Here is a 21,236-nt window from a genome sequence, read left to right as displayed (position 1 = left end):
CCGGCCTACCAGGGCTCGACGCCGAGCAGCTTGCGGCCGAGGGGACCGGCCGCCTCCAGCTGGCGTGCGCCGTACCGGCCCGGCTCCGGCGCCTTGCCCGCGCCATGCGGCTGGTCCTCGCGTACCCACCGCAGGAACTGCGCCACCCGCGGCGTGGACCGGCGGTTGTGCGACGCGCCGTGCGGCATCAGATGGTGCAGCAGCGCGAAGTCGCCGGCCTCGCCGGTGACCTCGACGCTTTCCAGGTGGGTGATGCGCTTCCAGTTGTCGTACAGGTGCCGGCCCTGCGGGTGGGCGCGGGCCTCCTCCTCCACGATCCGGTGACCGCCGGGTACGACGTGGATGCCGCCGCCGTTCGGGAGTACGTCGGTGAAGTAGAAGCAGCCGCCGATCTGCACCTCGGCCAGCGAGAACAGGAACTGGTCGATGTCGGTCGGCACCGACGCGTCGATGTGCAGCGTCTGGCTGAGCGCGCGGTCCCGGTCGCTGTCGTTGCGCAGGGTGATGCCGAGCGAACCGTCCAGCACCCGCAGCCGCGTCGACTCCAGCAGTTGCGCGGCGACGTGGTACAGCTTCTCGTTCGCCCACAGCGGCAGGAGTTCCGGTGTGTCGAAGGTGTGGTCGTGGGCGTTGCGCATCGGCTTGATCCGGCCCGCGGCGGAGTGCCAGTGCTCGGGCAAGGCGAGGTTGCGCGGAATCATGTCCAGGATGTGGTCGCGGTAGTGGGCCGCCTCCTCCCGGGAGATTGCTCCGCGCACGAGGAGATAACCCTGCTCCCAGAACTGCGTGATCTCTGCGTCACTCAGAACCTGGGGTGTTTCCACGACGGTGGTCACGATGCCTCCCTGGCAGCGTTCGGGGATCCCTTCCACCGTACGAAGGTGAGCCGGGAGTCGCACCTCGCCGGCCGGGTTCTAGCCAGGTTCGGTCAGCCGGTTATCCCCGCCGGACGTACCTGCCTCCTGGAGCGGGCCGCCTTCTGCGAGCAGGGCCCGCACCCGGTCCGGACCCAGCGCCAGCAGCAGGGTCGGCAGCCGCGGCCCGCGGTCGGCGCCTACGAGCAGGCGGTACAGCAACCGGAAGAATCCCCGCTGCGCGCGTTTGACCTCCGCCGTCGCCGGGTCGTCCAGGGTCAGGCCCGCCCTCAGCTTCGGTACGCCGTACACCAGGCGGGTCAGCCCGGTAAGCGTCCAGTCGTCGGTCAGCCGGGTGGTCAGCTCGCGCAGGGACGCCGCGTCCTCGGCGGACAGCGAGGCCAGCAGGTCGGTGTCGGGCTCGGTGCGTACGTGGGTGCGTTCCTCGGCGGGCACCTGCTCGGCCAGCCAGGTGCGGGCAAGACTCAGCCGCGGCTCGACGTCGTCGACGGTGATGCCGGGTGCGCCGTCGTCGAAACCGGTGAGGATCCGGCCGACCTGGGCGGTGTCGCCCGCGGTGACGTCGAGGAGGGAGGCGAGGACGCGGAACGACACCCGGCGGCGCGGGCCGGCGACCCGGCCACGGCTGGTCGTGGTCGCTCGGTCGGCGACGTCGCGCTCCCACGGCTGCGCCTGCCCGGCCTCGATGCGCTCGGCGAGCCGGTCCCACTCGTCGTACAGCCGGCTCACCTCCGCCCCGAAGTCGATGGTGAACGCCTGGCCGGGCAGCCGCCTGGCGTACAGCCAGCGCAGCACCGCGGGCTCCAGGATCCGCAGCCCGTCGGCCGGGGTCGGGACGCCACCGGCCGAACTCGACATCTTCGCCATGCCGCGGATGCCCACGAAGGAGTACGCCAACGGGACCGGCGGCTGCCCGCCGAACACCTCGCGGACCACCTGTGCGCCGACGGTGTAGGAGGACCCCGGGGCCGAGTGGTCGGCGCCGAAGGGTTCGAACGTGACACGCTCGTGGGCCCAGCGCATCGGCCAGTCGACCTTCCACACCAGCTTGCCGTGGTTGTCCTCGCGCAGGTGCACGCGGTCGCGGTGCCCGCAGGCGGCGCAGGCGTAGTCGACCCACGCGCCGGCGGCGTCGTAGGACGTCACCTGTGTGGTGTCGCGGCCACACCGGTGGCAGTACGGCCGGTAGGGGTAGTAGAGGCGGGCAGCCGAGTCCGGGCCTACGGCGTCCCCTGCTTCCCCGGCGTCCGTGGTTTCCTCGGTGGCGGCTGAGCCGCCGGCTCCTGGCCGGGTGCGGTAGCGGGCCAGGATCGAGTCGATGCGGGCGCGTTCGTCGAGAGCGTGCAGGATCGCGTCGGCGTACGTCCCGGAGGCGTACATCGCGGTCTGGCTGATCTCGCGTACCTCGATGCCGAGCGCGTCCATGGCAGCCCGCACCGGAGCCTTGAAGCGTTCGGCCCAGCTGTCGTGGACGCCGTCGGGATCGGGTACGGCGGTCAGCGGGCGGCCGACGTGGTCGGCGAACGACGGCGGCAGCCCGGCCGGAACCCTTCGCAGCCGGTCGTAGTCGTCCCAGGACAGCAGGTGGACGCACTCCCGGCCACGGCGGCGGACCTCGTCGGCGACCAGGTGGGGGACCATCAGCTCGCGGAGGTTGCCCAGGTGGATCGGGCCGGACGGGCTGAGGCCGGAGGCACACACGACCGGCGCGCCGGGCGCACGGCGGTCGGCTTCGGCGATCACCTCGTCGGCGGTACGGCTCACCCAGTCGCTGCCCTCGGTGCCGGTCACCGGGCACCTCCCGTCGTCTTCGTCGTCGTGCCCAGCACCTCGCGTACCCACACCGCGACCTCGGCAGCCACCGCCGCCGGATCGGATCGATGCGTGCCGAACCTCCGGCCGACCTGGGAACGATGCCACTCGGCGAAACGAAGCTGGTCGGCGACGAACTCCTCGGTCGAGCCGCGCCACGCCGGCCGGTCCCGAAGACGCCCGGCGAGTACGTCGTCCGGACAGTCCAGGGCGGCGTGGTGGATCGGACCGACCAGCATCCGGGCAGGCAGGCCCGCCAGCTGGCCGGGAAGGATCGTCCCGCACAGCAACGTGGCCAGGCCGTTGCCGGCGAGCCCGTGCGCGAGCTGCAGCCAGGTGTTGCGCCAGACGTCCCAGCCCAAGGCGGCGACGTGCAGGGTGAGGTCGACGTCGAACACCGCGCAGCCGGGCAGGCCGCCGCGCTCGGCCAGCCTGGTGAGCTCGTCGGTGACCGTGGTCTTCCCGGTGCCGCTCGCGCCGGTGAGGAGCAGCAGCGGCCGCCGGGTGAAGGGACGCTCCCAGCCGCACCGGGGGCACCGAGCCCCGAACGCCGCACCGTCCGCGGTGTCGTGAGGGCGCAGCGCGGTCTCTGGGCCGCACTCCATGCAGAACTCCGCGCCCGGGGAGGTGGCTCGCGCGGGTGGCACGTGGTCGCCGGCCGAGGAGGGGGAGCTCATGACCCCGAGACGCTATAGGTGCTCTGCCGGGGTGTCACCACCTTTTCGCTCCCGGCTCGGGACGGTGGCCGGCGCCGGTGGCTGGGACGGTGGCTGGGCCGGTGGTTCGGCCCGGGATCGGATGGTGGTTCGGCCCGGGTGCGCCTTCGGCCCATGCCCGAGCCATTTCCAGCAACCGTGTCAACGGGAGGTTGGCAAGCGAGTCGACCCGGAGTTCGGCCGCCGCAAGGTCGAGTTGACGGGTCAGGGCGTTCGGCACCACGACGCAGTACAGCCCGGCCCGCTTGGCCGCAACCACGCCGTTGGGGGAGTCCTCCAGCGCGACCGCCCGCGCCGGGTCCACGCCCAGGTCGGCCGTCGCCAGCCGATACAGCGCCGGATCGGGTTTGGTGCGCGCCACCTCGTCACCGGTGCGGATCGTGTCGAAGTGGTGCAGCAGGCCGCGTTCGGCCAGGTGGCCGTGCACCCAGTCACGGGACGAACTGGACGCCAGGCCGACCCGGAGTCCGTGTTCGCGGGCCTGCCGGAGGTAGTCCTCGACACCGGGCAGGACGGGCTGGTCGCTGACGAGTTCCCGAATTCGGGCCCGCCGCGCAGCGCGGATGGCGTCCCGGTCGACGGCGCGGGCCGAGGCGCGTTCGAGTGCGACGTACGGGTCGAAGTGGTGGTCGGTCGTACCGATTCCGCCCGCCCACGTCGCCAGCTCGAGCACGGTGCCGTGGTCGGCGAAGATCTCCTGCCACGCCCGGAACTCCGGTGTCTCGGTGTCGACCACCAGACCGTCGAAGTCGAACACCAGAGCGCGGATCGTGCTGGGCGGCTTCAGCTCTTCGAATCCGCCGTCAGCTGCGAGGGACATGCTGCCGAACCCTAACGTGTGTTGCGAAGTGGCTCGGGCTCGGTCGGCCGGGATCCATTCAGTCCCGGACGAGTTCCTTGAACCTGCGTCCGCGTTCGGTGAAGTTGCGAAACCATCCGTAGCTCGCGCAGGCCGGTGACAACAGCACCGTGTCGCCGGGCCGGGCCAGCGCACGCGCCCGGCCGACCGCGTCCTCGAACGAGGCCGCCCGGTGGACGCCGGTCCGGTCGGCACCGATGGCCTCGGCCAGTGTGTCGGAGGTCTGCCCGAACACCACCGCGTCCCGGCAGCGTTCCCGGACCCGAGCGCCGAGGGCGTCGAAGGACAGCCCCTTGTCGTAACCGCCGAGCAGGATCACCAGTGGCCCGGGCAGGGTGTCCAGGGCGGCCAGGGTGCGTTCGGGCGTGGTGGCGATCGAGTCGTCGTAGTAGGCGACACCGTCGATCTCGCCGACGAACTCCAGCCGGTGCTCCACCCCGGGAAAGCTCGCCATGATCTCGGCCGCTGCCTGCGCCCAGCCGGGAAAGGCGTCCGCGGTGGCGGCGGTGGCCGCGGCGAGGTTGTGCAGCTGGAATCTCCCGGGCAGCCGGCGGTTGCGGACGTCGAACAGGTGGCCGGCGTGCTCGATCACCTCGTCGCCGATCCGGGTGCCGTCGACCGCTGCGTTCGCACCGAACCAGCGCACGGAAGGTGGGCCCTCGATGCCGTCATCGGCGAAGTGTCCGGTGAACTGCGCGGCGAACGGGTCGTCGGCGTTCAGCACTCGTACGTCGCCCTCGCGTTGGTGACGGACGATCGTCTGCTTGGCCTCGACGTAACGGGCCATCGTGCCGTGCCGGTCGAGGTGGTTGGGAGTGATGTTGGTGACGACCGACACCTGGGGGCTCCACCGCAGCGGAGCCAGCCGTTGCAGTTGGAAGCTGGAGAGTTCGAGTACGACGATGTCGTCCCGGCGGATCTCGTCGAGGCGGTCCAGCAGGGAAACCCCAAGGTTGCCGCCGACCCAGACCCGGCGAGGTCCGCGGGCGAGAATCCGGCCGATCAGCGTCGTCGTGGTGGACTTGCCGTTGGAGCCGGTGATGCCGTAGACCGTACGCGCCGGGCAGAGCTTCACGAACAGGTTCAGCTCCGCCTCCAACGCGTTGGCGAGTCCCGGCCAGGGCGACTCGTCCGGCACGCCCGGGCTGACGACGACCAGGTCGGCGCGGGTGAAGTCCTCCTCGCGGTGCCCCCCGAGGTGGAAGTCGACCGGCCAGCCGTCGAGTGCCGCCACCGACTCCCTGAGCTGGTGCTCGTCGTGGAGGTCGGTGACGGTGACGCGCGCACCCGATCGGCACAGGAACTTCGTCACGCCCATCCCCGCGCCGAACAGGCCGAGACCCATCACGGTGACCCGCGCGCCGGCGAGCTTCGGAACGTCGGTCAGCATCGGGACATTCTGCCCGACTCCGAACGGCGTTGCCGATGACGGGCGTCCGGTGCGGCCGTCAAGGCTGGCTTGACAGTGGCGGCGGGGACAACGGTGATCGGGAGCGGGCGGTCAGCTGACAGGCTGCTCGGCCTCCGCCGCGGTCTGGATCTCGTCCTGGATGACGGTCCAGCACGACTGCAGATGCGCGAGCCGGTGCTCCACCCGCCGGCCGTGTTCCTCCAGGAGGGCGAGGCGCTCGACGAGCCGGGCGGGGCCGGCGCGGTGGAGGTCGGCGTACCGGCGCATCTCGGCCAGCGGCATCTCGGTGTCCCGCATGCACCGCAGCAGGCGCAGCCAGGTGACGTCCTCGTCGGTGAACCGGCGTTGCCCGGACTCGGTGCGGTTGATCCCCTTCAGCAGCCCGATCCGTTCGTAGTAACGAAGGGTGTCGATGCTGAAGCCTGATCTGTCCGCCGCCTGGCCGGAGGAGTAGGAGTTCACGCAGGAAGGATCGCATCGTCACGGCGGTCAAGGTCAAGACCTTTCGGCGGGAATGTCCGTTTTGACATATCCGGCTTGCTCTCCGCCTACTCACGCGTTTGCCCGGCTCGGTTTGCCCGGCCCCGTCCCAGGCGGCGACCTCAGCACCCGCAGGCGGGGCTTGCGACCGGAGCGGTGAGCGGGTCCACCGGCCGTACCGTCCGGCCCTGTGCCGTCTCGACCGTCAGGCCCTCCCGCACCCAGTACTCGAACCCGCCGAGCATCTCCTTCACCCGGCGGTTCAGGCGGGCGAACTCCAGGGCGCCCCGGGTCGCGCCGTTGCACCCTGGTCCCCAGCAGTACGTCACGACCAGTGCTTCGGCCGGTACGAGGCGGGGACCGTCGGTGGAGATCCGGTTGGCGGGCAGATGGATCGCTCCGGGCAGGTGTCCCTGCGCCCAGGCTTCGTAGGAACGCACGTCGACGACGACGAGGCCGGCCACGCGCGCCTCGAGGTCCGCGTGCACGTCACTGACGTCGGTCTCGAAGCTCAGCCGGGCGGCGAAGTGCGCGGCGGCGGTCACGGCCGGGGCGGGCGGCATGCCGGCTACGGCGGAGGGACGGGTGCCGTCGGCGGTGATCAGTGGATTGCTCATGCCCGAGATCCTGCGGCCTCGCTCAGTCCGGCGACAGTGGCACGAATGCCGTACTGCACTAATATCGCGCCATGCCTACAGCGGACCTTCGCACACCGGCCCCGGTGACGATCCGGCGCCGTCGACGGGCCGCGGCAGAGGGCCGGCGGGTCGTGGTGGTCGCCTACGACGGGATGTCTGCGTTCGAGACCGGAATCGTCACCGAGGTGTTCGGGCTGGAGCGGCCGGAGTTCGACCTGGGGTGGTACGACCTGCGGATCTGTGCCGAGCGGAACCCGGTCCCGCTGGTCGGCGGGGCGGAGCTGTCCGCGGCGTACGGACTGGCGGAGATCGCGCACGCCCACACCGTGATCGTTCCCGGGGTCCCCGACGTTCACGGCGACCCCTCGCCTGAGCTGGTGACCGCGCTGCGGGCCGCCCACCAGCGTGGAGCGCGGATCGTGTCCATCTGCTCCGGCGCGTTCGCGCTCGCCGCGGCGGGCCTGCTCGACAACCGGCCCGCGACGACGCACTGGCAGTACGCGCCTCTGCTGCGGCAGCGGTTTCCCTTGGTGAAGGTGGATGCCGACGTGTTGTACGTCGACGACGGGAACGTTCTCACCAGCGCCGGCAGCGCGGCCGGCGTCGACCTGTGCCTGCACCTGGTACGGCAGGACTTCGGCCCGTCGATCGCCAACGCGGTCGCCGGGCGGATGGTCGTCCCGCCGCACCGCGACGGCGGCCAGGCGCAGTACGTCGAGACCCCGGTGCCGGACGAACTCGACGACGACCGGATCGGCGCCAGCATGACGTGGGCTCTGTCCCACCTGGACGAGGACCTCACCGTGTCGGCGCTGGCCGCCCAGGCGCACATGTCGCGGCGGAGCTACCTGCGGCACTTCCAGCGCTGCACCGGGACCAGCCCCATCAGATGGCTGATATCCCAACGAGTCCAGGCGAGTCTGCCGCTGCTGGAGCGCGGCGATGCCCCGGTCGAACAGGTTGCCGCCACCGTCGGGTTCGCCACCGCGGTCACCTTTCGCCACCACTTCGCGAAGACGATGCGGACGTCGCCATCGGCGTATCGGCGGGCGTTCCGTACCGCTGTGAGGGCTGACGGCTGAGTCGAGCCGTCGCGTCGAGCCGGGTCGCCGACCGAACGGGAGGTACGACATGACGAGTCGCTCGAAGGAATACGCGCTGCCGCGATGGTTGCGGCCGATGAACAGGCTCCTCGTCACGGTGCAGCGCGCGGGTCTGCGTACGGGCCCGGTGTACACGCTGACGGTCCGGGGGCGCAGGTCCGGCAAGGACCGCACCACACCGGTGACGCCTTTCGAGTTCGAGGGTGGACGGTACGTCGTGGGCGGGTTCCCCGGCGCCGACTGGGTGGCGAACGCGCGTGCGGCCGGGGCGGGTGTGTTCGGGTCGGGTCGCCGGCGGCAGCGGGTCAGACTGGTGGAACTGTCGCCGGAGGAGTCCCGCCCTGTGCTGGCCGCCTTCCCTGCGAAGGTGCCGAGGGGTGTGCCGCTCATGAGGCAGGCCGGCATCGTCCGGGAGGGTACGCCCGAGGAGTACGCCGCGCTCGCCGGTCGACTCGCGGTGTTCCGGATCGAACCGGCCGACGACTCCGGGCCGGTGCCGTCGTGAGATCTCCTTCGTAGCAGGGGATCTGCACCCGTCCAGTGCCGACACCGTCATGGCCGTTGCACTTTCTGCTGCGGGTCCACCCATTCGGGTGGGGTGTATTCGGGGTGGCCGTGGTTGCCCATGCGGACTGTCCAGCCTTTGTGGTGGACGTAGGTGTGGTGGGTTTTGCAGAGCAGTACTCCGTTGGCGAGGTCGGTGGGGCCGAAGTCTTCCCAGGGGTTCATGTGGTGGGCGATGCAGCGGCGTTCGGGGACGTGGCAGCCGGGGAAGTGGCAGTGGCTTCCGTCGCGGATGGCGAGGGCGCGGCGTTGTGGTTCGGTGAAGAACCGGTCGGCCGTTCCGATGTCGAGGATTTCGCCGTTGCCGCCGAGGACGACGGGGATGATGTTGGCGTCGCAGGCCATGCGGCGGATGGTGGCGACGGAGAGTGGTTCTCCGCGCAGGCCGAGGATCCTGGCCGATCCGCCGCCGCCGCACTTGGTGCAGCCGTCGTGGGGATCGAGTTGGTTGTTGGAGTCGTTGGCAGCGTCCGGCCTCGTCGCATCGTCTCCCCGGTCGGAGTCGGCGCAGGCGTCGTCCATCTCCCCGAGGCACCGTTCCTCGGGTTCGGCGTTTGCTTCCGGATGGGCCTTGGTCAGGCCCGTTCCGGTTGCGGTGTTCTGTTGTGGCTGTTGCCGGGGTTCTCGCCGTCCGGCTATTCGCTCCGCGACAGCGGCCGGATGGGTTGGGTCGGCCAGCTCGGCGGGGTCGGGCGGCCGATTGTCGTTGTCTGGTTGACCTTTCCGGCCAGTGGTCGTGGTGTCGGTGCCAGCCTTGCTCGGATCGACGCCTCCGGCTGGCCCAGCGGTCTCGCGAAGGTCCCTCGTCGCGTCCGGGGTGGGGACACCGCTACGAGTCCCGGCTTCACGCTGGGTGTCACCGGTGCCTTCGCCGGACTTGTTCTTGGTGGGCTTGAAGTTGGTGGTGCCCGTCGTGCCAGCGGTATCCGTGCCGCCGTCGCTCTGCTTGCTGGTGCCCTGCTTCCCGTCGCCTTGTTTCCGGTTCTTTCGCTTGGCCTGTCGTGTGGCGTCGGGGGTCTGGCAGCCGCAGGGGATGGGGCGGACGGGGGTGGTGTCGTCGATGGTGCCGAACCCGGTGCCTTGTAGGAGCTGGGCCAGTCCGACGGTGACGCAGTCGCGTCCACGGCCGCGGTTGGGGGACGCCTGCCATTCGGCCATTCTGGTGACGAGTTCGGCGAACGCGTCCCCACGTTTTTGGTCCAGGGGGCGCTCGTCGGGTTCGGGGCGGGTATCTGCGGCGATGAGCGCTTCGATGATCTTGCGGAGAGTTTCCATCTCCAGCACCGGCAGCTTGACGATCATGGTTTCGGACCCGGGGATCCCGTTCGGCAGGTATTTCAGGGAGCGTCTGCGTTCGGCGGCGCGTTCGGCGGCGTCGAGTTCCTCACCCAGCCGCCGTTCCCATTCCTCCGGGGCGAGCACCAGCAGCAGGTGCCGCCCCAGCAGCCGCACATCGTCAGGGCTACGCCGCAGGGATTCGTCGATCAGGTACTCCTCACCCTGCACCCGCTGTTCCAGGCCGATCCATTGGGGCAGGTCCTTGATCGCGGCGGCGATCACCTGCGCATGCCGAAACGACACCTCACCCCGCGCAAGAGCGGCGGCAGTCAACGTCACCGTACGGTCCAGGTCACGCGCCAGCGCCACCGCCGCGTAGGCGTCCCTCCTGCCCATCCGCTGCGCGGTCCGCAGCCACACAGCCGTGGTCGGCGCACCGGTCGTCTTGGCGACGTCGCAGGCCTCGGCCCGGGCGACCATGGCCAGTTTCAGTGCGGACATCATCGCCTCATCGGCCCGGTGCAGGTCGAACAACCGGCCGAGCTTCTCAGGGCGAAGCGACAGCATCGGCGCGGCCAGCGCGTCAGCGAGGATGGTGGCGACCTCGGCCAGCGCAGCCTCCAGCCGCTGCTCGGCGTCGGTGCCGCCATCCCAGCCCGAAGAGTCCTGCACTGTCGAATACATGTTCGAAGTCTAGTGGCCGGCGCCGCCACCATGATCGTTGTCCACAAGGAGATCCCGATCAGCCACCTGTGGACAAAAAGCTGGCACCACGTAGCTCGCGACCACCTCCTGCGGTCTCGCTCAAGCCCACTCCGTCGCCGGGCTAGCATGCCGGGGTGTCCTACCAGGTGATCGTGCTGAACGGCGGGTCGAGTACCGGCAAGTCGTCGATCGCGGCGTGCCTGCAGTCGATCCTGTCCACGCCGTGGCTGACGTTCGGGACCGACACCCTGGTCGACGCGATGCCTCCCTCCCTGACGAACGCAGACGCCGGAATCGGGTTCGGAGCCGACGGGGAGGTCACGACCGGAGAGGTGTTCAAGGCGCTCGACGTCGCGTGGAGCCTGGGGATCGCCGCGATGGTACGGGCCGGCGCGCAGGTGATCGTCGACGAGGTCTTCCTCGGCGGCGCGGCGTCACAGGATCGCTGGCGGAACGCGCTGGAAGGCCTTCCCGTGCTGTGGGTCGGCGTGCGCTGCGACCCCGACGTGGCCGCGGCGCGGGAGGCCGCCCGCGGTGACCGTACCGTCGGGATGGCTGCGTCCCAGGCGCTGCTCGTCCACGAGGGAGTGAGCTACGACCTCGAGGTCGACACCTCCACGACGAGCGCCCTGGAATGCGCGCAGGTCATCGCCGCCAGGGTCACCAAGGCAGAGCAGACTCAGCGCCGCTGAAAGACGAGGCAGTAGTCGTTGGTGTACCAGTCCTCGGGGTCTGCCCAGTCCAGGACGACCTCCTGGTCGAACGCGAGTACGCGCGACAGTGCGGCACCCACGTCCCACGCGAGGGGGGAGACGCCGGTGTCGGTACGCAGGTTCGCCACGTTGACCACCGCCCGAGACTCGGGTCCGCTCAGGAGCCTGCCGATCGACGCGTACACCGCGGTCAGCTCGTCGAGGTAACGGCCGTAGTCGCCGTCGTCGGTGCGGTACCCGTTGAGCGGGTTCTCCGGATGGTCCGACCTCGTCATGTACGGCGGGGAGGTCATCGTGAAGTCGACCGATGGCAGGTCGAGCTCCCCGAGCCGGCGGGCGTCCCCCTCGATGATCGCCGACGGGTCACGCAGACGTTCCCGCACGTACGCGACCCTGCTGGGCAGGATCTCCAGCCCGACCGGCCGCCGGCCCAGCTTCTCCGCGACGACCAGGGTGGTCCCGAACCCGGCGAACGGGTCGAGAACGACGTCACCGGGAGAGGTGTACGCGGTGAGAAACGCCTCGACCAGCTCCTCGGAGAAGCGGTCGTCGTCGTCCTCGTCAGTGGCGCTGTCGGTCCGGCGAACCCTCGCGGACAGCGGCAGGACGGGCTGCATGCGCTCAGATTCTCACAGCGCCGGTCGCCCCTGCACTGCCCGGCACCCGCCCGGCACCCGCCCGGCACCCGCCCGGGTCCGGACCGCGCGGCCTGCGGCAGACTGAGGCCGTGTCGGCGATCGTACGGCTGGAGTCGGCCGAAGACCCTCGGCTGGACGACTACGCCAACCTCAAGGACGTCACCCTGCGACGGAGCCTGGAGGTCGAGCACGGGCTGTTCCTCGCCGAGGGAGCGAAGGTGATCCGCCGCGCGGTCGCCGCCGGCTACCGCGTCCGGTCGTTCCTGCTGAGCGAACGCTGGCTGGACGGCCTGGCCGACGTCGTGACCGCCAGCGGCGCTCCCTGCTACGTCCTGCCGCCCGACCGCCTGGAGGAGGTCACGGGCTTCGCCGTGCACCGGGGCGCGATCGCGTCGATGGAACGCCGGCCGCTGCCCTCGGTGGCCGAGGTGATCGCGCACGCGCGCCGGGTCCTGGTCCTCGAGGACATCGTGGATCACACCAATGTCGGAGCGATCTTTCGTGGCGCGGCGGCGTTCGGGGTGGACGCGATCGTGCTCGCGCCGCGATGTGCGGATCCGCTGTACCGCCGGTCGGTGAAGGTGTCGATGGGCACCGTCTTCAGCTGCCCGTACGCCCGGATGGACAACTGGTACGACGGACTGGACGCGTTGCGCGCGGCCGGGTTCACGTTGGTGGCTCTCACCCCGGCCGACGACGCGGTAGACCTCGACACCCTCGCGATGGGGGACGAAAGCGGCGGCGCCGAGCGGCTGGCCCTGCTGCTCGGCACCGAGGGCGACGGCCTGTCGGCGCGGTGGCAGGACCAGGCCGACGTACGAGCCCGCATCCCGATCAGCGCGGCCGTCGACTCGCTCAACGTCGCCGCCGCCGCGGCGGTCGCCTGTTACGTGCTCACCAGGGACGTCCCGCCGCCGGCGTGACCCGTGGCCGCGGAGCACCGAAGGTCTCAGGTGTCGGCGTCGAAGTCGCCGCTGACCCAGCCGATGTAACGGTCGGCGGACCGGCGTACGGCGGCCTTCGCGTCCGCCTCCACGACGGCCCCGAAGTTGCCGTACAGCCGATCGAAGTCGTACGGCTCGACCCGGTCGACGATGCGGCGCACGGCGGCGGCGGACAGCGGGATGGAGTTCGGGTAGCTGCGCATGAACGTCACCCACCCGCGGCCGGTCACCGGGGCGATGGTGTCACCGCTGAGCAGGGCGCCCCGTCCGCCGGCGCCGGCCGCCCAGATCGCCACCGAACTGCCGGGAAAGTGCCCGCCGGCCTGGACGAACCTGACGCCGGGCATGGGTTCGTGGGTGCCGGACCACGGCCGCACCACCTCGTCGGTACGCCCGAGCCAGCGCTGGTCGGCTTCGTTGACGTACACCGGTACGCCGCCGAACGCATGGCTCCACTCCACCTGCACGCCGAACATGTGCGGGTGGCTGGCGGCGATCGCGGCGAGCCCGCCGAGCGCGGAGATGGCGTCCACCGCGTCCTGGTCGACGAAACCGGTGGGGTCCCACAGCAGGTTGCCCGCCTCGGTCTGCACCAGCAGGGAGACCTGGCCGATGCCGACGGTGGGCTGCACGCTCACCCGGTGGAGACCGGGCTCGTGCGCCCCGACCGGTTCGACGTGGGTGCGGTGGCCGGCCGCCGCGCGATCCTTCGTGGTGGTCCAGGTCTGCCCGGTCGGCGGGACGTACTGCCGCTCGTCGGTGCAGATCGGACAGGAAGCCGGCGGCTCGGGAGTGTCGGCGTACTCCACCGAACAGGTACCACAGATCCAGTGCGTCATGGGCACCACCTTAGGAACCGGGGCGGGCTCGCGGCATCGTTCCGCGGACCGTCCGGGCCTGAGTCTTCGGTCCTACGGCCGGCGGCCGATGCGCAGCGGGGCGCCGACGCGGTGCAGGTGCCGCAGCGCCTGCGCGTAGGAGTCGACCAGGCCGGATTCCTGGTACGGGATGCCGCGTTCGGCGCAGTAGGCGCGCACGATCGGCTGGGCCCGGCGCAGGTGCGGCGACGGCATGCTCGGGAACAGGTGGTGCTCGATCTGGTAGTTGAGCCCGCCGAGCGCGATGTCGACCAGCCGGCCGCCGCGGACGTTGCGGGAGGTGAGCACCTGGCGGCGCAGGAAGTCCTTCTGCAGTTCGGAGCCGGGTGCGGGCATCCCCTTGTGGTTAGGGGCGAACGTCGATCCGAGGTAGAGGCCGAACACGGCCTGGTGCATCAGACAGAACGCGACCGCGAGGCCGGGGGAGAGCGTGACGAACAACGCCGCGACGTACGCGACGGTGTGTGCCGTGAGCAGGACCGCCTCCGTCCGGCGGGTACGCAAACCGGGGCGCAGGAGGGCGCGCACCGCGGACAGGTGCAGGTTGAAGCCCTCCAGGGCGAGCAGCGGGAAGAACCAGAACGCCTGGTGGCGGCCGATGATCCGGGTCACGCCGCGACTTTGCCGAGCCTGCTCCGCCGACCACACCAGGATGCCCGGCCCCACGTCGGGGTCGAGGTCCTCGTGGTTGGGGTTGGCGTGGTGGCGGGTGTGCTTGTCCATCCACCAGCCGTAGCTCATGCCGATACCCAGGTTGCCCGCGACCAGGCCGGCGAACTCGCTGGGCCGCCGGGTACGGAAGACCTGCCGATGCGCCAGGTCGTGCGCGACCAGGGCGACCTGGGCAAAGACCACGCCGAGGAACGCCGCAACCAGCAGTTGCGTCCAGGTGTCGCCGAGGAGGCCGAACGCCACCCAGGCGCCGGCGTAGCAGGTGGCCACCACGGCGATCCGGGCCGCGTAGTAACCCGGCCGTCTGGTCAGGAGCCGGGCCTCGCCCACCCGGCGGCGGAGTTCGGCGAATTCGCTGCCAGGGTTGGGCTTCCGGCCGGTGTAGGTGGCAGTGCCGGCTCGTTCGTGCGTGGTGTCTGTGCTCACCCGTCGAGTCTGTGCGGTGGCCATGTCGAGCGGCAGCCCGTGCGCCCCCGGGTCGAAGGTGGGGCCAGCCCCACCCCGTTGCCGGCGAGGTCAGCGGGCGAGCGGGCAGTCACCGCACAGCCCGCCGCCGGGTACTCGGTAGTAGAGGCAACAGCTCCGGCGCACGAACGCCGAGGTGCTCACTCCTCCCGCGGAGGGCGTCGGGGGATCGACGATCCCGGCGTCCGCAAGCGGCGGTTGACGCAGGGCCGTCTCGGTGAACGCGGCCACCTCACGGGTGAGTTCGGGCCTGGCCCCGGCGAGGACGCCGAGCGTGCCCACGAGCGCCGATGCCGCGTTTCCCCAGAGCAGCGCGTCCGGCAGCGACGCCTCGGCGCGCACCGCGTCCTTCAGGGGTGTCAGGTGCGTCTTGACGACGGTACGAACGGCAAGCCTGGCAAGGTGAACGAGGTCGTTGTGCAGGTGCCCGCTCGCGTCGACGTCGCGCTGCCCGTCAGGGGCGAGCAGGACGACCCGTGCGGGGTCGGTACGCCACGGCCGGCCCGAGGCGCCGAGGTCCGGCCACGTCGTGCCGGGCGCCAGCACCGGCACCCGTCGACGCAGCAGCGCCACCGCCACCACCGGTGACCACAGGCGCGCGGCCATTCCCTGGAACAGGATCGAGGCGCCGACCCGGGGCTCGGTGGTGCCGAGCCGGTCCGTCGTGTGCGTGATCGCCTGCCCCAGCGCGGCGTGGCCGGCGTACAACTGCGCCAGGGAGACCAGCTCGCGGTCGCCGGGGAGCTCGCGGGGGACCTCGGTGGAGACGGCGAAGTACGCCCCGACCGTGCCGGCCTCCGCCAGCAGCTCCCCGGCACCTGCGCCGCTCACCACGCGCACCTCACGGCGTACACCTCACCGCGCACGCCCGATCCCGTACACCACGAGCACGATTCCATCAGGTCCGCGGTGAGATGCCGGGCACCGGGGGAGAATCGCCCCATGACGGAGCAGAGTTCCCCGGCCGCGCCCGGCGGCCTGCCCGCGACCATGCGGGCCTGGGTGGTCAGCGAGCCGGGCCGGTTGGAAGCGGTCGAGTTGCCGGTCCCCGAGCCCGCTCCGGACGAGCTGCTGGTGCGGGTGCGGGCGTGCGGGGTGTGCCGTACCGACCTGCACGTACGCGACGGCGACCTGCCGCCGCACCGCTCGCCGGTGGTGCCCGGCCACGAGATCGTCGGCGAGGTGGTGGCGACGGGTACCGAAGTCGCGGTGGCCGCGGGTGCGAAGGCCGGAGACCTCGCTCGCCGAATCGCCGAGGTCGCACCGATCGGCAGTCGAGTCGGTGTGCCCTGGCTGCGGCACACGTGCGGGCGGTGCAGGTACTGCCTGCGCGGCCAGGAGAACCTCTGCCCGAACTCCCGCTACACCGGCTGGGACGCCGACGGCGGGTACGCGGAGTACGCCACCGTCCCGGCCGCCTACGCCTACCCGCTGCCGGCCGACCGGTTCGGCGCGTACGCCGAACAGGAGCTCGCGCCCCTGTTGTGCGCGGGGATCATCGGCTACCGCGCGCTGTTGCGTGCCGACCTGCCCGCCGGCGGCCGGCTCGGCGTCTACGGCTTCGGCGGCTCGGCCCATCTCACCGCCCAGGTGGCGGCGGCCGAAGGTGCGACGGTGCACGTGCTCACCCGGTCGGCGGCCGCCCGCGAACTCGCCCTGGAACTCGGTGCCGCCTCCGCGCGTGGCGCCTACGACGCACCGCCGGAGCAACTCGACGCGGCGATCCTGTTTGCCCCGGTGGGCGATCTCGTCCCCGCCGCGCTGAGCGCCCTCGACCGCGGCGGGACACTGAGCATCGCCGGCATCTACCTGACCGCCGTACCCTCCCTCGACTACGAGCGGCATCTGTTCCAGGAACGCACGGTTCGCAGCGTCACCGCCAACACCCGCGAGGACGGCCACGCGTTCCTGGCGGCCGCAGCCGCGCACCGGCTGCGGATCTCCACCACGACCTACCCGCTGGACCGGGCCGACGAGGCACTGGACGACCTGGCCGCGGACCGGGTGAACGGCGTCGCCGTCCTGGTGCCCTGAGGCCTGACTCAGGTGCCATCGTCCTCGCGTACGAGCAACGCCACCGGCCGCCGGGCCAGCAGCTGGTCCAGCCGAACCTTCCCGCCGTCGACCCGCTGGCCGGTGAACTGGTCGGTCCAGCTGCCTGCGGGCAGGTCCACGGTGGCCGAGCCCCAGCCGTCCGCGGCGGCGAGCCCCGCCGACAGCCGGGTGACCACCGTGGCCGCCGTGCCCCCGCGCAAGAAGGCCAGTGCGTGCGGGCTGGTGGTCTCCAACGGCGTGTAGCTCGCCCCCGGCCCGACGAACCAGTCCGGATGCGCCGCCCGGCACCGCAACGTCGCAGCGGTGACCAGCAGCTTCTCCGCGTCGAGGGAGCCTCCGTCGATCTCGGCCACGGGATCACCGGCGTCGAGCCGGTCCAGCAGCCGGACGCGTTCGGTGAAGTCGACCGGCCGCCGGTTGTCCGGGTCGACCAGCGTCAGCGAGCGCAGCTCGGTGCCCTGGTAGACGTCGGGCACACCCGTGCAGGTGAGCTGGACGAGCTTCTGGCCCAGAACGTTGGCCCGGTCGTACGGCGCGATCGTGTCCACGAACGTCCGCACCAGGCGTACGACGTTCTCGTCGGCCACCACCGCGCGCGCGAACCCGGTGACCGCCTCGTCGTACGCCTCGTTCGGCTCGGTCCAGGTGGTGTGCCGCTTGGCCTCGCGGGTGGCCTTGGTGACGAACTCCACCAGCCGGTCGGCCTCGATCGGCCACGCGCCGACGAGGATCTGCCACAGGAGGTACTCCGTCGCGGTGTCCAGCGGCTCGGGCCGGTAGCCCGCGGTCGCCTCACGCAGCGCGGACACGGTGTGCTCCCAGACCGCGGGCAGCTCCGACAGCACGCCCAGCCGGGCGCGTACGTCCTCGGTCCGCTTGGTGTCGTGAGTGGACAGGGTCGTCATCGCGGACGGGTGGCGCGCGGTCGCCCCCGCGGCCCACTCGTGGAAGGTGTCCGGCGCGATCCCGAACCGGTCTGCCGGCGCGCCCACCTCGCACAGCGAGACGAGCGGGAACCAGCGGTAGAACGCGGTGTCCTCGATGCCCTTGGCCATCACCGGCCCGGTGGTCTGCTGGAACCGTACGCAGAACTCGTCCTGCTGTGCCCGGGCGCCCGAGCAGTCGTGGCCGCCGAGGGCGACGCCGACGAGGAACTCGATCTCCTCGGCCAGGTCGGGTGCGGCGGTGGTGGCCCGGGCGGCCGCGGCCCGCACCGTCTCCTCCGCCTCCGGTGCGAGCGGCTCACCCGGGTGGACGTAGGCACGGTAGACGTCGAACGCCACCAGGAGCTCGCCCAGCGCGCGGGTCAGCCGGCGCCGGGTGAAGTCGCGGAGCCGGATGTCGTGCTCGCCGATGGCCATCAGCAGCTCGACCAGGCGAACCACCTCGGCGGCCAGCACCTGGTCGACGATGTAGCGCTTGGCCTCGTCCACGACGGGCTGCAGGGTGTCCGGCTCGCCGGTGAGGGACGTCCACAGGCGCAGGAGAGGAGCGGCGCCGTCGGGGTCGACGAACAGCGACTGCACCCGCCACAGCGCGTCGTACCCGGTGGTCCCCGCGCAGGGCCAGTCGGCCGGCAGCGGCTCCTCGGCCTCCAGGATCTTCTCCGCCGCCACCCAGGCGTCGCCGGTGGCCGCGGCCAGCCGGCGCAGGTAACCGCGCGGGTCGGCCAGTCCGTCGGGGTGGTCGATGCGGTAGCCGTCGACCTTGCCCTCGCGGTGCAGCCGGATCAGCAGGTCGTGGCTGGCGGCGAACACCGTGGGATCCTCCACCCGGATCGCCGCCAGGGTGTCGATGTCGAAGAACCGCCGGTAGTTGAGCTCCTCGTCCGCGATCCGCCAGAACGCCAACCGGTAGAACTGCATGTCGAGCAGTTCGTCCAGCGGCAGGTGCTCGGTGCCGGGGCGGACCGGGAACACGTGGTCGAAGTAGCGCAGGATCGGCGCGCCGGCGTACTGGTCGCGCTGGATCTCACCGCGGTCCAGGCACTGGCCGATGCGGTCGCCGAGTACGGGCATGAGGATCGCCCCGTGGCCGGTGCCCGACTGCAGCGACCAGTCGACGTCGAACCAGCGGGCGTACGGAGAGCTCGGCCCGTCGCGCAGCACCGCCCACAGCTTGGCGTTCAGGTGCAGTGGCGTCGGCACGGCCATGTGGTTGGGCACGACGTCGACGACGATGCCCAGCCCGGCCTCGTGGGCAGCCGCCACCAGCCGGTCGAACGCCGGCTGTCCGCCGAGGTCGGCCGACAGCCGGGTGTGGTCCACCACGTCGTAGCCGTGGGTGGAGCCGGGCGTGGCCTGCAGGACCGGCGAGAGGTAGAGGTGGGTCACCCCGAGCCGGGCGAGGTACGGCACGGCGGCGGCCGCGGCGTCGAAGTCGAACTCCGGCTGGAGCTGCAGGCGGTACGTCGAGACGACGTTCGCGCGCGAGCGCCCGGGTGCGGGGGAGTGCAGCTCGAGGTCGTGCTCGGCGGCGCTCAAGGCCGCAGCCCGACGATCGCGAGGGAGTGGCCGGGCAGCTGGATCTGGGTCACGTCGTCCTTGTCCGCGGAGTTGGCGTCTGAGGTGGGGGAGGGGTACGAACTGGGGTGGGAGCCGGGTGCGGTGTGGGTGTCGTCGGGATGCCAGGCGAGCACGACGCCGTCGCGGCCGGCCGTTTCGTCCACCACCGCGCCGAGCGGAACCGTCGCCGGCGCGCCGGCGAGGTTGGCGACCACGCCGAGGTCACCGCGGCGGATCATCACCCAGCGCGCGTCCTCGTCGTAGGTCACCTCGACACGGTACAGGCGGGGGTCGGCGAGGCCGGGCAGCTCCCGGCGCAGCCGGATCAGGGTGGTGTACCAGTCCAGCAGCCGGGCGCCGGTCTCCTTCTCCGGCTCGTTCCAGTCCAGCCGGGAGGCGCGGAACGTGCCCTCGTCCTGCGGGTCGGGTACGTCCTCGGGGTTCCAGCCGTGGTCGGCGAACTCGTTGCGGCGGCCGTTGCGAACGGCCTCGGCGAGGTCGGGGTCGGCGAAGTCGGTGAAGTACTGCCAGGGCGTGCCCGCGCCCCATTCCTCGCCCATGAACAGCATCGGAGTGTACGGCGAGGTCAGCAGCAGGCCGGCCGCCACGGCGAGCTGGTCGTCGGACAGGGTGGCCGACAGCCGGTCGCCGGCCGCGCGGTTGCCGATCTGGTCGTGGTTCTGCAGCGCGGCGACGAACCGCCAGCCGGCCGTGTGCTCGACGTCGACCGGCCGGCCGTGCACGCGGCCGCGGAACGACGACCAGGTGCCGTCGTGGAAGAACGCCCGGGTCATGGTCTTGGCCAGGCACGGCAGGCTGCCGAAGTCGCCGTAGTAGCCGTCGCGTTCGCCGGTGAGCAGAGCGTGCAGGGCGTGGTGGACGTCGTCATCCCACTGTGCGTGGATCCCGAGCCCGCCGCTTTCGCGCGGCGTCACCGTGCGCGGGTCGTTGCGGTCGCTCTCTGCGATCAGCCACAGCGGTCGGCCGAGGGTCGCCGCCGCCGCGTCCACCTGCTGCGAGAGCTCCTCCAGGATCGGGACGGCGCGCTCGTCGTGCAGGGCGTGCACGGCGTCCAGGCGGAGCGCGTCCACGTGGAAGTCGCGGAACCAGCCGAGTGCGTTGCCGACGATGAACCGCCGGACCTCGTCCGAGCCCGGGTCGTCGAGGTTGACCGCCTGTCCCCACGGGGTGGCGTACTTGTGGGTGAAGTACGGCCCGAACTCGCTCAGGTAGTTGTGGGCCGGGCCGAGGTGGTTGTACACGACGTCCAGGCAGACCCCGATGCCCCGCGCATGACAGGCGTCGACGAACGTCTTCAGCCCATCGGGCCCGCCGTAGGCCTGGTGTACGGCGTACAACCCGACCCCGTCGTAGCCCCAGCCGTGGTGCCCGGGGAAGGCGGCGAGGGGCAGGAGTTCGATCAAGGTCACGCCGAGAGCGGCGAGGTGGTCCAGCCGGTCGACGGCTGACTGGAGGGTGCCGTCCGGAGTGAACGTGCCGACGTGGAGCTCGTAGATCACCGCGCCGGGCAGCGGCGTGCCCCGCCAGCCCTGGTCCGTCCAGGAGAAGCGGCCGTGGTCGTAGACCGCGCTCGGGCCGGGCACGCCCTCGGGCTGCCACCGCGAGCGGGGGTCGGGCCGGGGATCACCGCCGTCGAGGCGGAAGGAGTACGGCGTGCCGTGCGTGGCCTGGTCGACCCGTGCCCGCCACCACCCGTCGTCGGAGCCGGTCATCGGGACGGCCGACCCGTCGACCTCGACCTGGACCTGCTCGCGGGCCAGCGGGGCCCAGACCTCGAACGTCGTCGCCATGTCTCGCATTCTGCAGGGTGCGCGGAGTAGTCGCACACGTGCTGCGCCGCCGGTGGTCCGGCACCGGACCGCCGGGAGCGGTTGGGCGGTCGCCCAGTCCTCGGGTGCGGGGGAC

19 protein-coding genes are annotated in these 21,236 nt (G+C 71.4%); 5 read left to right on the top strand and 14 right to left on the bottom strand.

Annotated elements, in window-relative coordinates; genetic code table 11:
- Nucleotides 1-5: 5 nt before the first annotated feature.
- The 7 genes from BLU27_RS22945 to BLU27_RS22915 all read right to left on the bottom strand — a co-directional run bounded on the left by BLU27_RS22945 (nt 6) and on the right by BLU27_RS22915 (nt 6,770).
- Nucleotides 6-836, bottom strand: a complete 831-nt coding sequence (locus tag BLU27_RS22945) for a phytanoyl-CoA dioxygenase family protein (RefSeq protein ID WP_092658108.1) — start codon at nt 834-836, stop codon at nt 6-8.
- Between the two features lie 78 nt (nt 837-914).
- A complete protein-coding gene (lysS, locus tag BLU27_RS22940) occupies nt 915-2,666 on the bottom strand; it encodes a lysine--tRNA ligase (RefSeq protein WP_197681535.1) in 1,752 nt (583 codons plus the stop codon).
- On the bottom strand, nt 2,663-3,364 hold the full coding sequence (locus BLU27_RS22935) for an AAA family ATPase (protein ID WP_157728767.1): 702 nt from the start codon (nt 3,362-3,364) through the stop codon (nt 2,663-2,665). Before BLU27_RS22935 ends, lysS begins: the two co-directional genes overlap by 4 nt.
- Nucleotides 3,365-3,398: 34 nt before the next feature.
- The gene (locus BLU27_RS22930) at nt 3,399-4,223 is read right to left on the bottom strand and encodes an HAD family hydrolase (protein ID WP_092655724.1); all 825 of its coding nucleotides are present in this window, start codon (nt 4,221-4,223) and stop codon (nt 3,399-3,401) included.
- A gap of 58 nt (nt 4,224-4,281) precedes the next feature.
- Nucleotides 4,282-5,652, bottom strand: coding sequence for a UDP-N-acetylmuramoyl-L-alanine--D-glutamate ligase (murD, locus tag BLU27_RS22925; RefSeq protein ID WP_092655723.1), 1,371 nt, complete (start codon nt 5,650-5,652; stop codon nt 4,282-4,284).
- 111 nt (nt 5,653-5,763) lie between these two features.
- Nucleotides 5,764-6,135, bottom strand: a complete 372-nt coding sequence (locus BLU27_RS22920) for a MerR family transcriptional regulator (RefSeq protein WP_092655722.1) — start codon at nt 6,133-6,135, stop codon at nt 5,764-5,766.
- A gap of 140 nt (nt 6,136-6,275) precedes the next feature.
- Nucleotides 6,276-6,770 carry a rhodanese-like domain-containing protein gene (locus BLU27_RS22915; RefSeq protein WP_197681534.1) on the bottom strand — a complete coding sequence of 165 codons (495 nt, stop codon included), beginning with the start codon at nt 6,768-6,770 and terminating at the stop codon, nt 6,276-6,278.
- Between the two features lie 71 nt (nt 6,771-6,841).
- Here BLU27_RS22915 and BLU27_RS22910 point away from each other — a divergent pair, with 71 nt between their 5' ends.
- Together BLU27_RS22910 and BLU27_RS22905 are read left to right on the top strand one after the other, a co-directional pair.
- A complete protein-coding gene (locus tag BLU27_RS22910) occupies nt 6,842-7,873 on the top strand; it encodes a helix-turn-helix domain-containing protein (RefSeq protein WP_092655721.1) in 1,032 nt (343 codons plus the stop codon).
- 97 nt (nt 7,874-7,970) lie between these two features.
- On the top strand, nt 7,971-8,399 hold the full coding sequence (locus tag BLU27_RS22905; protein ID WP_197681533.1) for a nitroreductase family deazaflavin-dependent oxidoreductase: 429 nt from the start codon (nt 7,971-7,973) through the stop codon (nt 8,397-8,399).
- Between the two features lie 47 nt (nt 8,400-8,446).
- Here the strand turns inward: BLU27_RS22905 and BLU27_RS22900 are convergent, their stop codons facing one another.
- Nucleotides 8,447-10,420: an HNH endonuclease signature motif containing protein gene (locus BLU27_RS22900; protein ID WP_092655719.1), complete on the bottom strand. Its 1,974-nt coding sequence runs from the start codon at nt 10,418-10,420 to the stop codon at nt 8,447-8,449.
- 155 nt (nt 10,421-10,575) lie between these two features.
- On the opposite strand from BLU27_RS22900, the gene cpt reads away from it, so the two are divergent.
- The gene (gene cpt / locus BLU27_RS22895) at nt 10,576-11,133 is read left to right on the top strand and encodes a chloramphenicol phosphotransferase CPT (RefSeq protein WP_197681532.1); all 558 of its coding nucleotides are present in this window, start codon (nt 10,576-10,578) and stop codon (nt 11,131-11,133) included.
- Here the strand turns inward: cpt and BLU27_RS22890 are convergent.
- Nucleotides 11,121-11,771: a DNA methyltransferase gene (locus BLU27_RS22890; RefSeq protein WP_092655718.1), complete on the bottom strand. Its 651-nt coding sequence runs from the start codon at nt 11,769-11,771 to the stop codon at nt 11,121-11,123. The two genes, cpt and BLU27_RS22890, sit on opposite strands and share 13 nt — an antisense overlap.
- Nucleotides 11,772-11,881: 110 nt before the next feature.
- Here BLU27_RS22890 and BLU27_RS22885 point away from each other — a divergent pair, with 110 nt between their 5' ends.
- Nucleotides 11,882-12,715 carry a TrmH family RNA methyltransferase gene (locus tag BLU27_RS22885; RefSeq protein ID WP_092655717.1) on the top strand — a complete coding sequence of 278 codons (834 nt, stop codon included), beginning with the start codon at nt 11,882-11,884 and terminating at the stop codon, nt 12,713-12,715.
- A gap of 26 nt (nt 12,716-12,741) precedes the next feature.
- On the opposite strand, the gene BLU27_RS22880 is transcribed toward BLU27_RS22885, so the two are convergent.
- From BLU27_RS22880 to BLU27_RS22870, 3 genes are all read right to left on the bottom strand, one after another.
- A complete protein-coding gene (locus BLU27_RS22880) occupies nt 12,742-13,575 on the bottom strand; it encodes an MBL fold metallo-hydrolase (RefSeq protein WP_092655716.1) in 834 nt (277 codons plus the stop codon).
- Between the two features lie 72 nt (nt 13,576-13,647).
- A complete protein-coding gene (locus BLU27_RS22875) occupies nt 13,648-14,712 on the bottom strand; it encodes a fatty acid desaturase family protein (protein WP_241827587.1) in 1,065 nt (354 codons plus the stop codon).
- A 90-nt stretch (nt 14,713-14,802) separates the two neighbouring features.
- On the bottom strand, nt 14,803-15,582 hold the full coding sequence (locus BLU27_RS22870) for a (2Fe-2S)-binding protein (protein ID WP_157728766.1): 780 nt from the start codon (nt 15,580-15,582) through the stop codon (nt 14,803-14,805).
- A gap of 111 nt (nt 15,583-15,693) precedes the next feature.
- Here BLU27_RS22870 and BLU27_RS22865 point away from each other — a divergent pair, with 111 nt between their 5' ends.
- Nucleotides 15,694-16,785, top strand: coding sequence for a zinc-dependent alcohol dehydrogenase family protein (locus BLU27_RS22865; protein ID WP_241827586.1), 1,092 nt, complete (start codon nt 15,694-15,696; stop codon nt 16,783-16,785).
- Between the two features lie 8 nt (nt 16,786-16,793).
- Here BLU27_RS22865 and treY read toward each other — a convergent pair whose 3' ends face one another.
- Nucleotides 16,794-19,289, bottom strand: a complete 2,496-nt coding sequence (gene treY / locus BLU27_RS22860; RefSeq protein WP_241827585.1) for a malto-oligosyltrehalose synthase — start codon at nt 19,287-19,289, stop codon at nt 16,794-16,796.
- Nucleotides 19,286-21,121, bottom strand: a complete 1,836-nt coding sequence (gene treZ, locus BLU27_RS22855; RefSeq protein ID WP_092658096.1) for a malto-oligosyltrehalose trehalohydrolase — start codon at nt 21,119-21,121, stop codon at nt 19,286-19,288. Before treZ ends, treY begins: the two co-directional genes overlap by 4 nt.
- Nucleotides 21,122-21,236: the final 115 nt, after the last annotated feature.

The sequence above is a fragment of the Actinopolymorpha singaporensis genome (assembly GCF_900104745.1).
GTDB lineage: Bacteria > Actinomycetota > Actinomycetes > Propionibacteriales > Actinopolymorphaceae > Actinopolymorpha > Actinopolymorpha singaporensis.
This window is presented reverse-complemented; position numbering and strand designations above follow the sequence as displayed.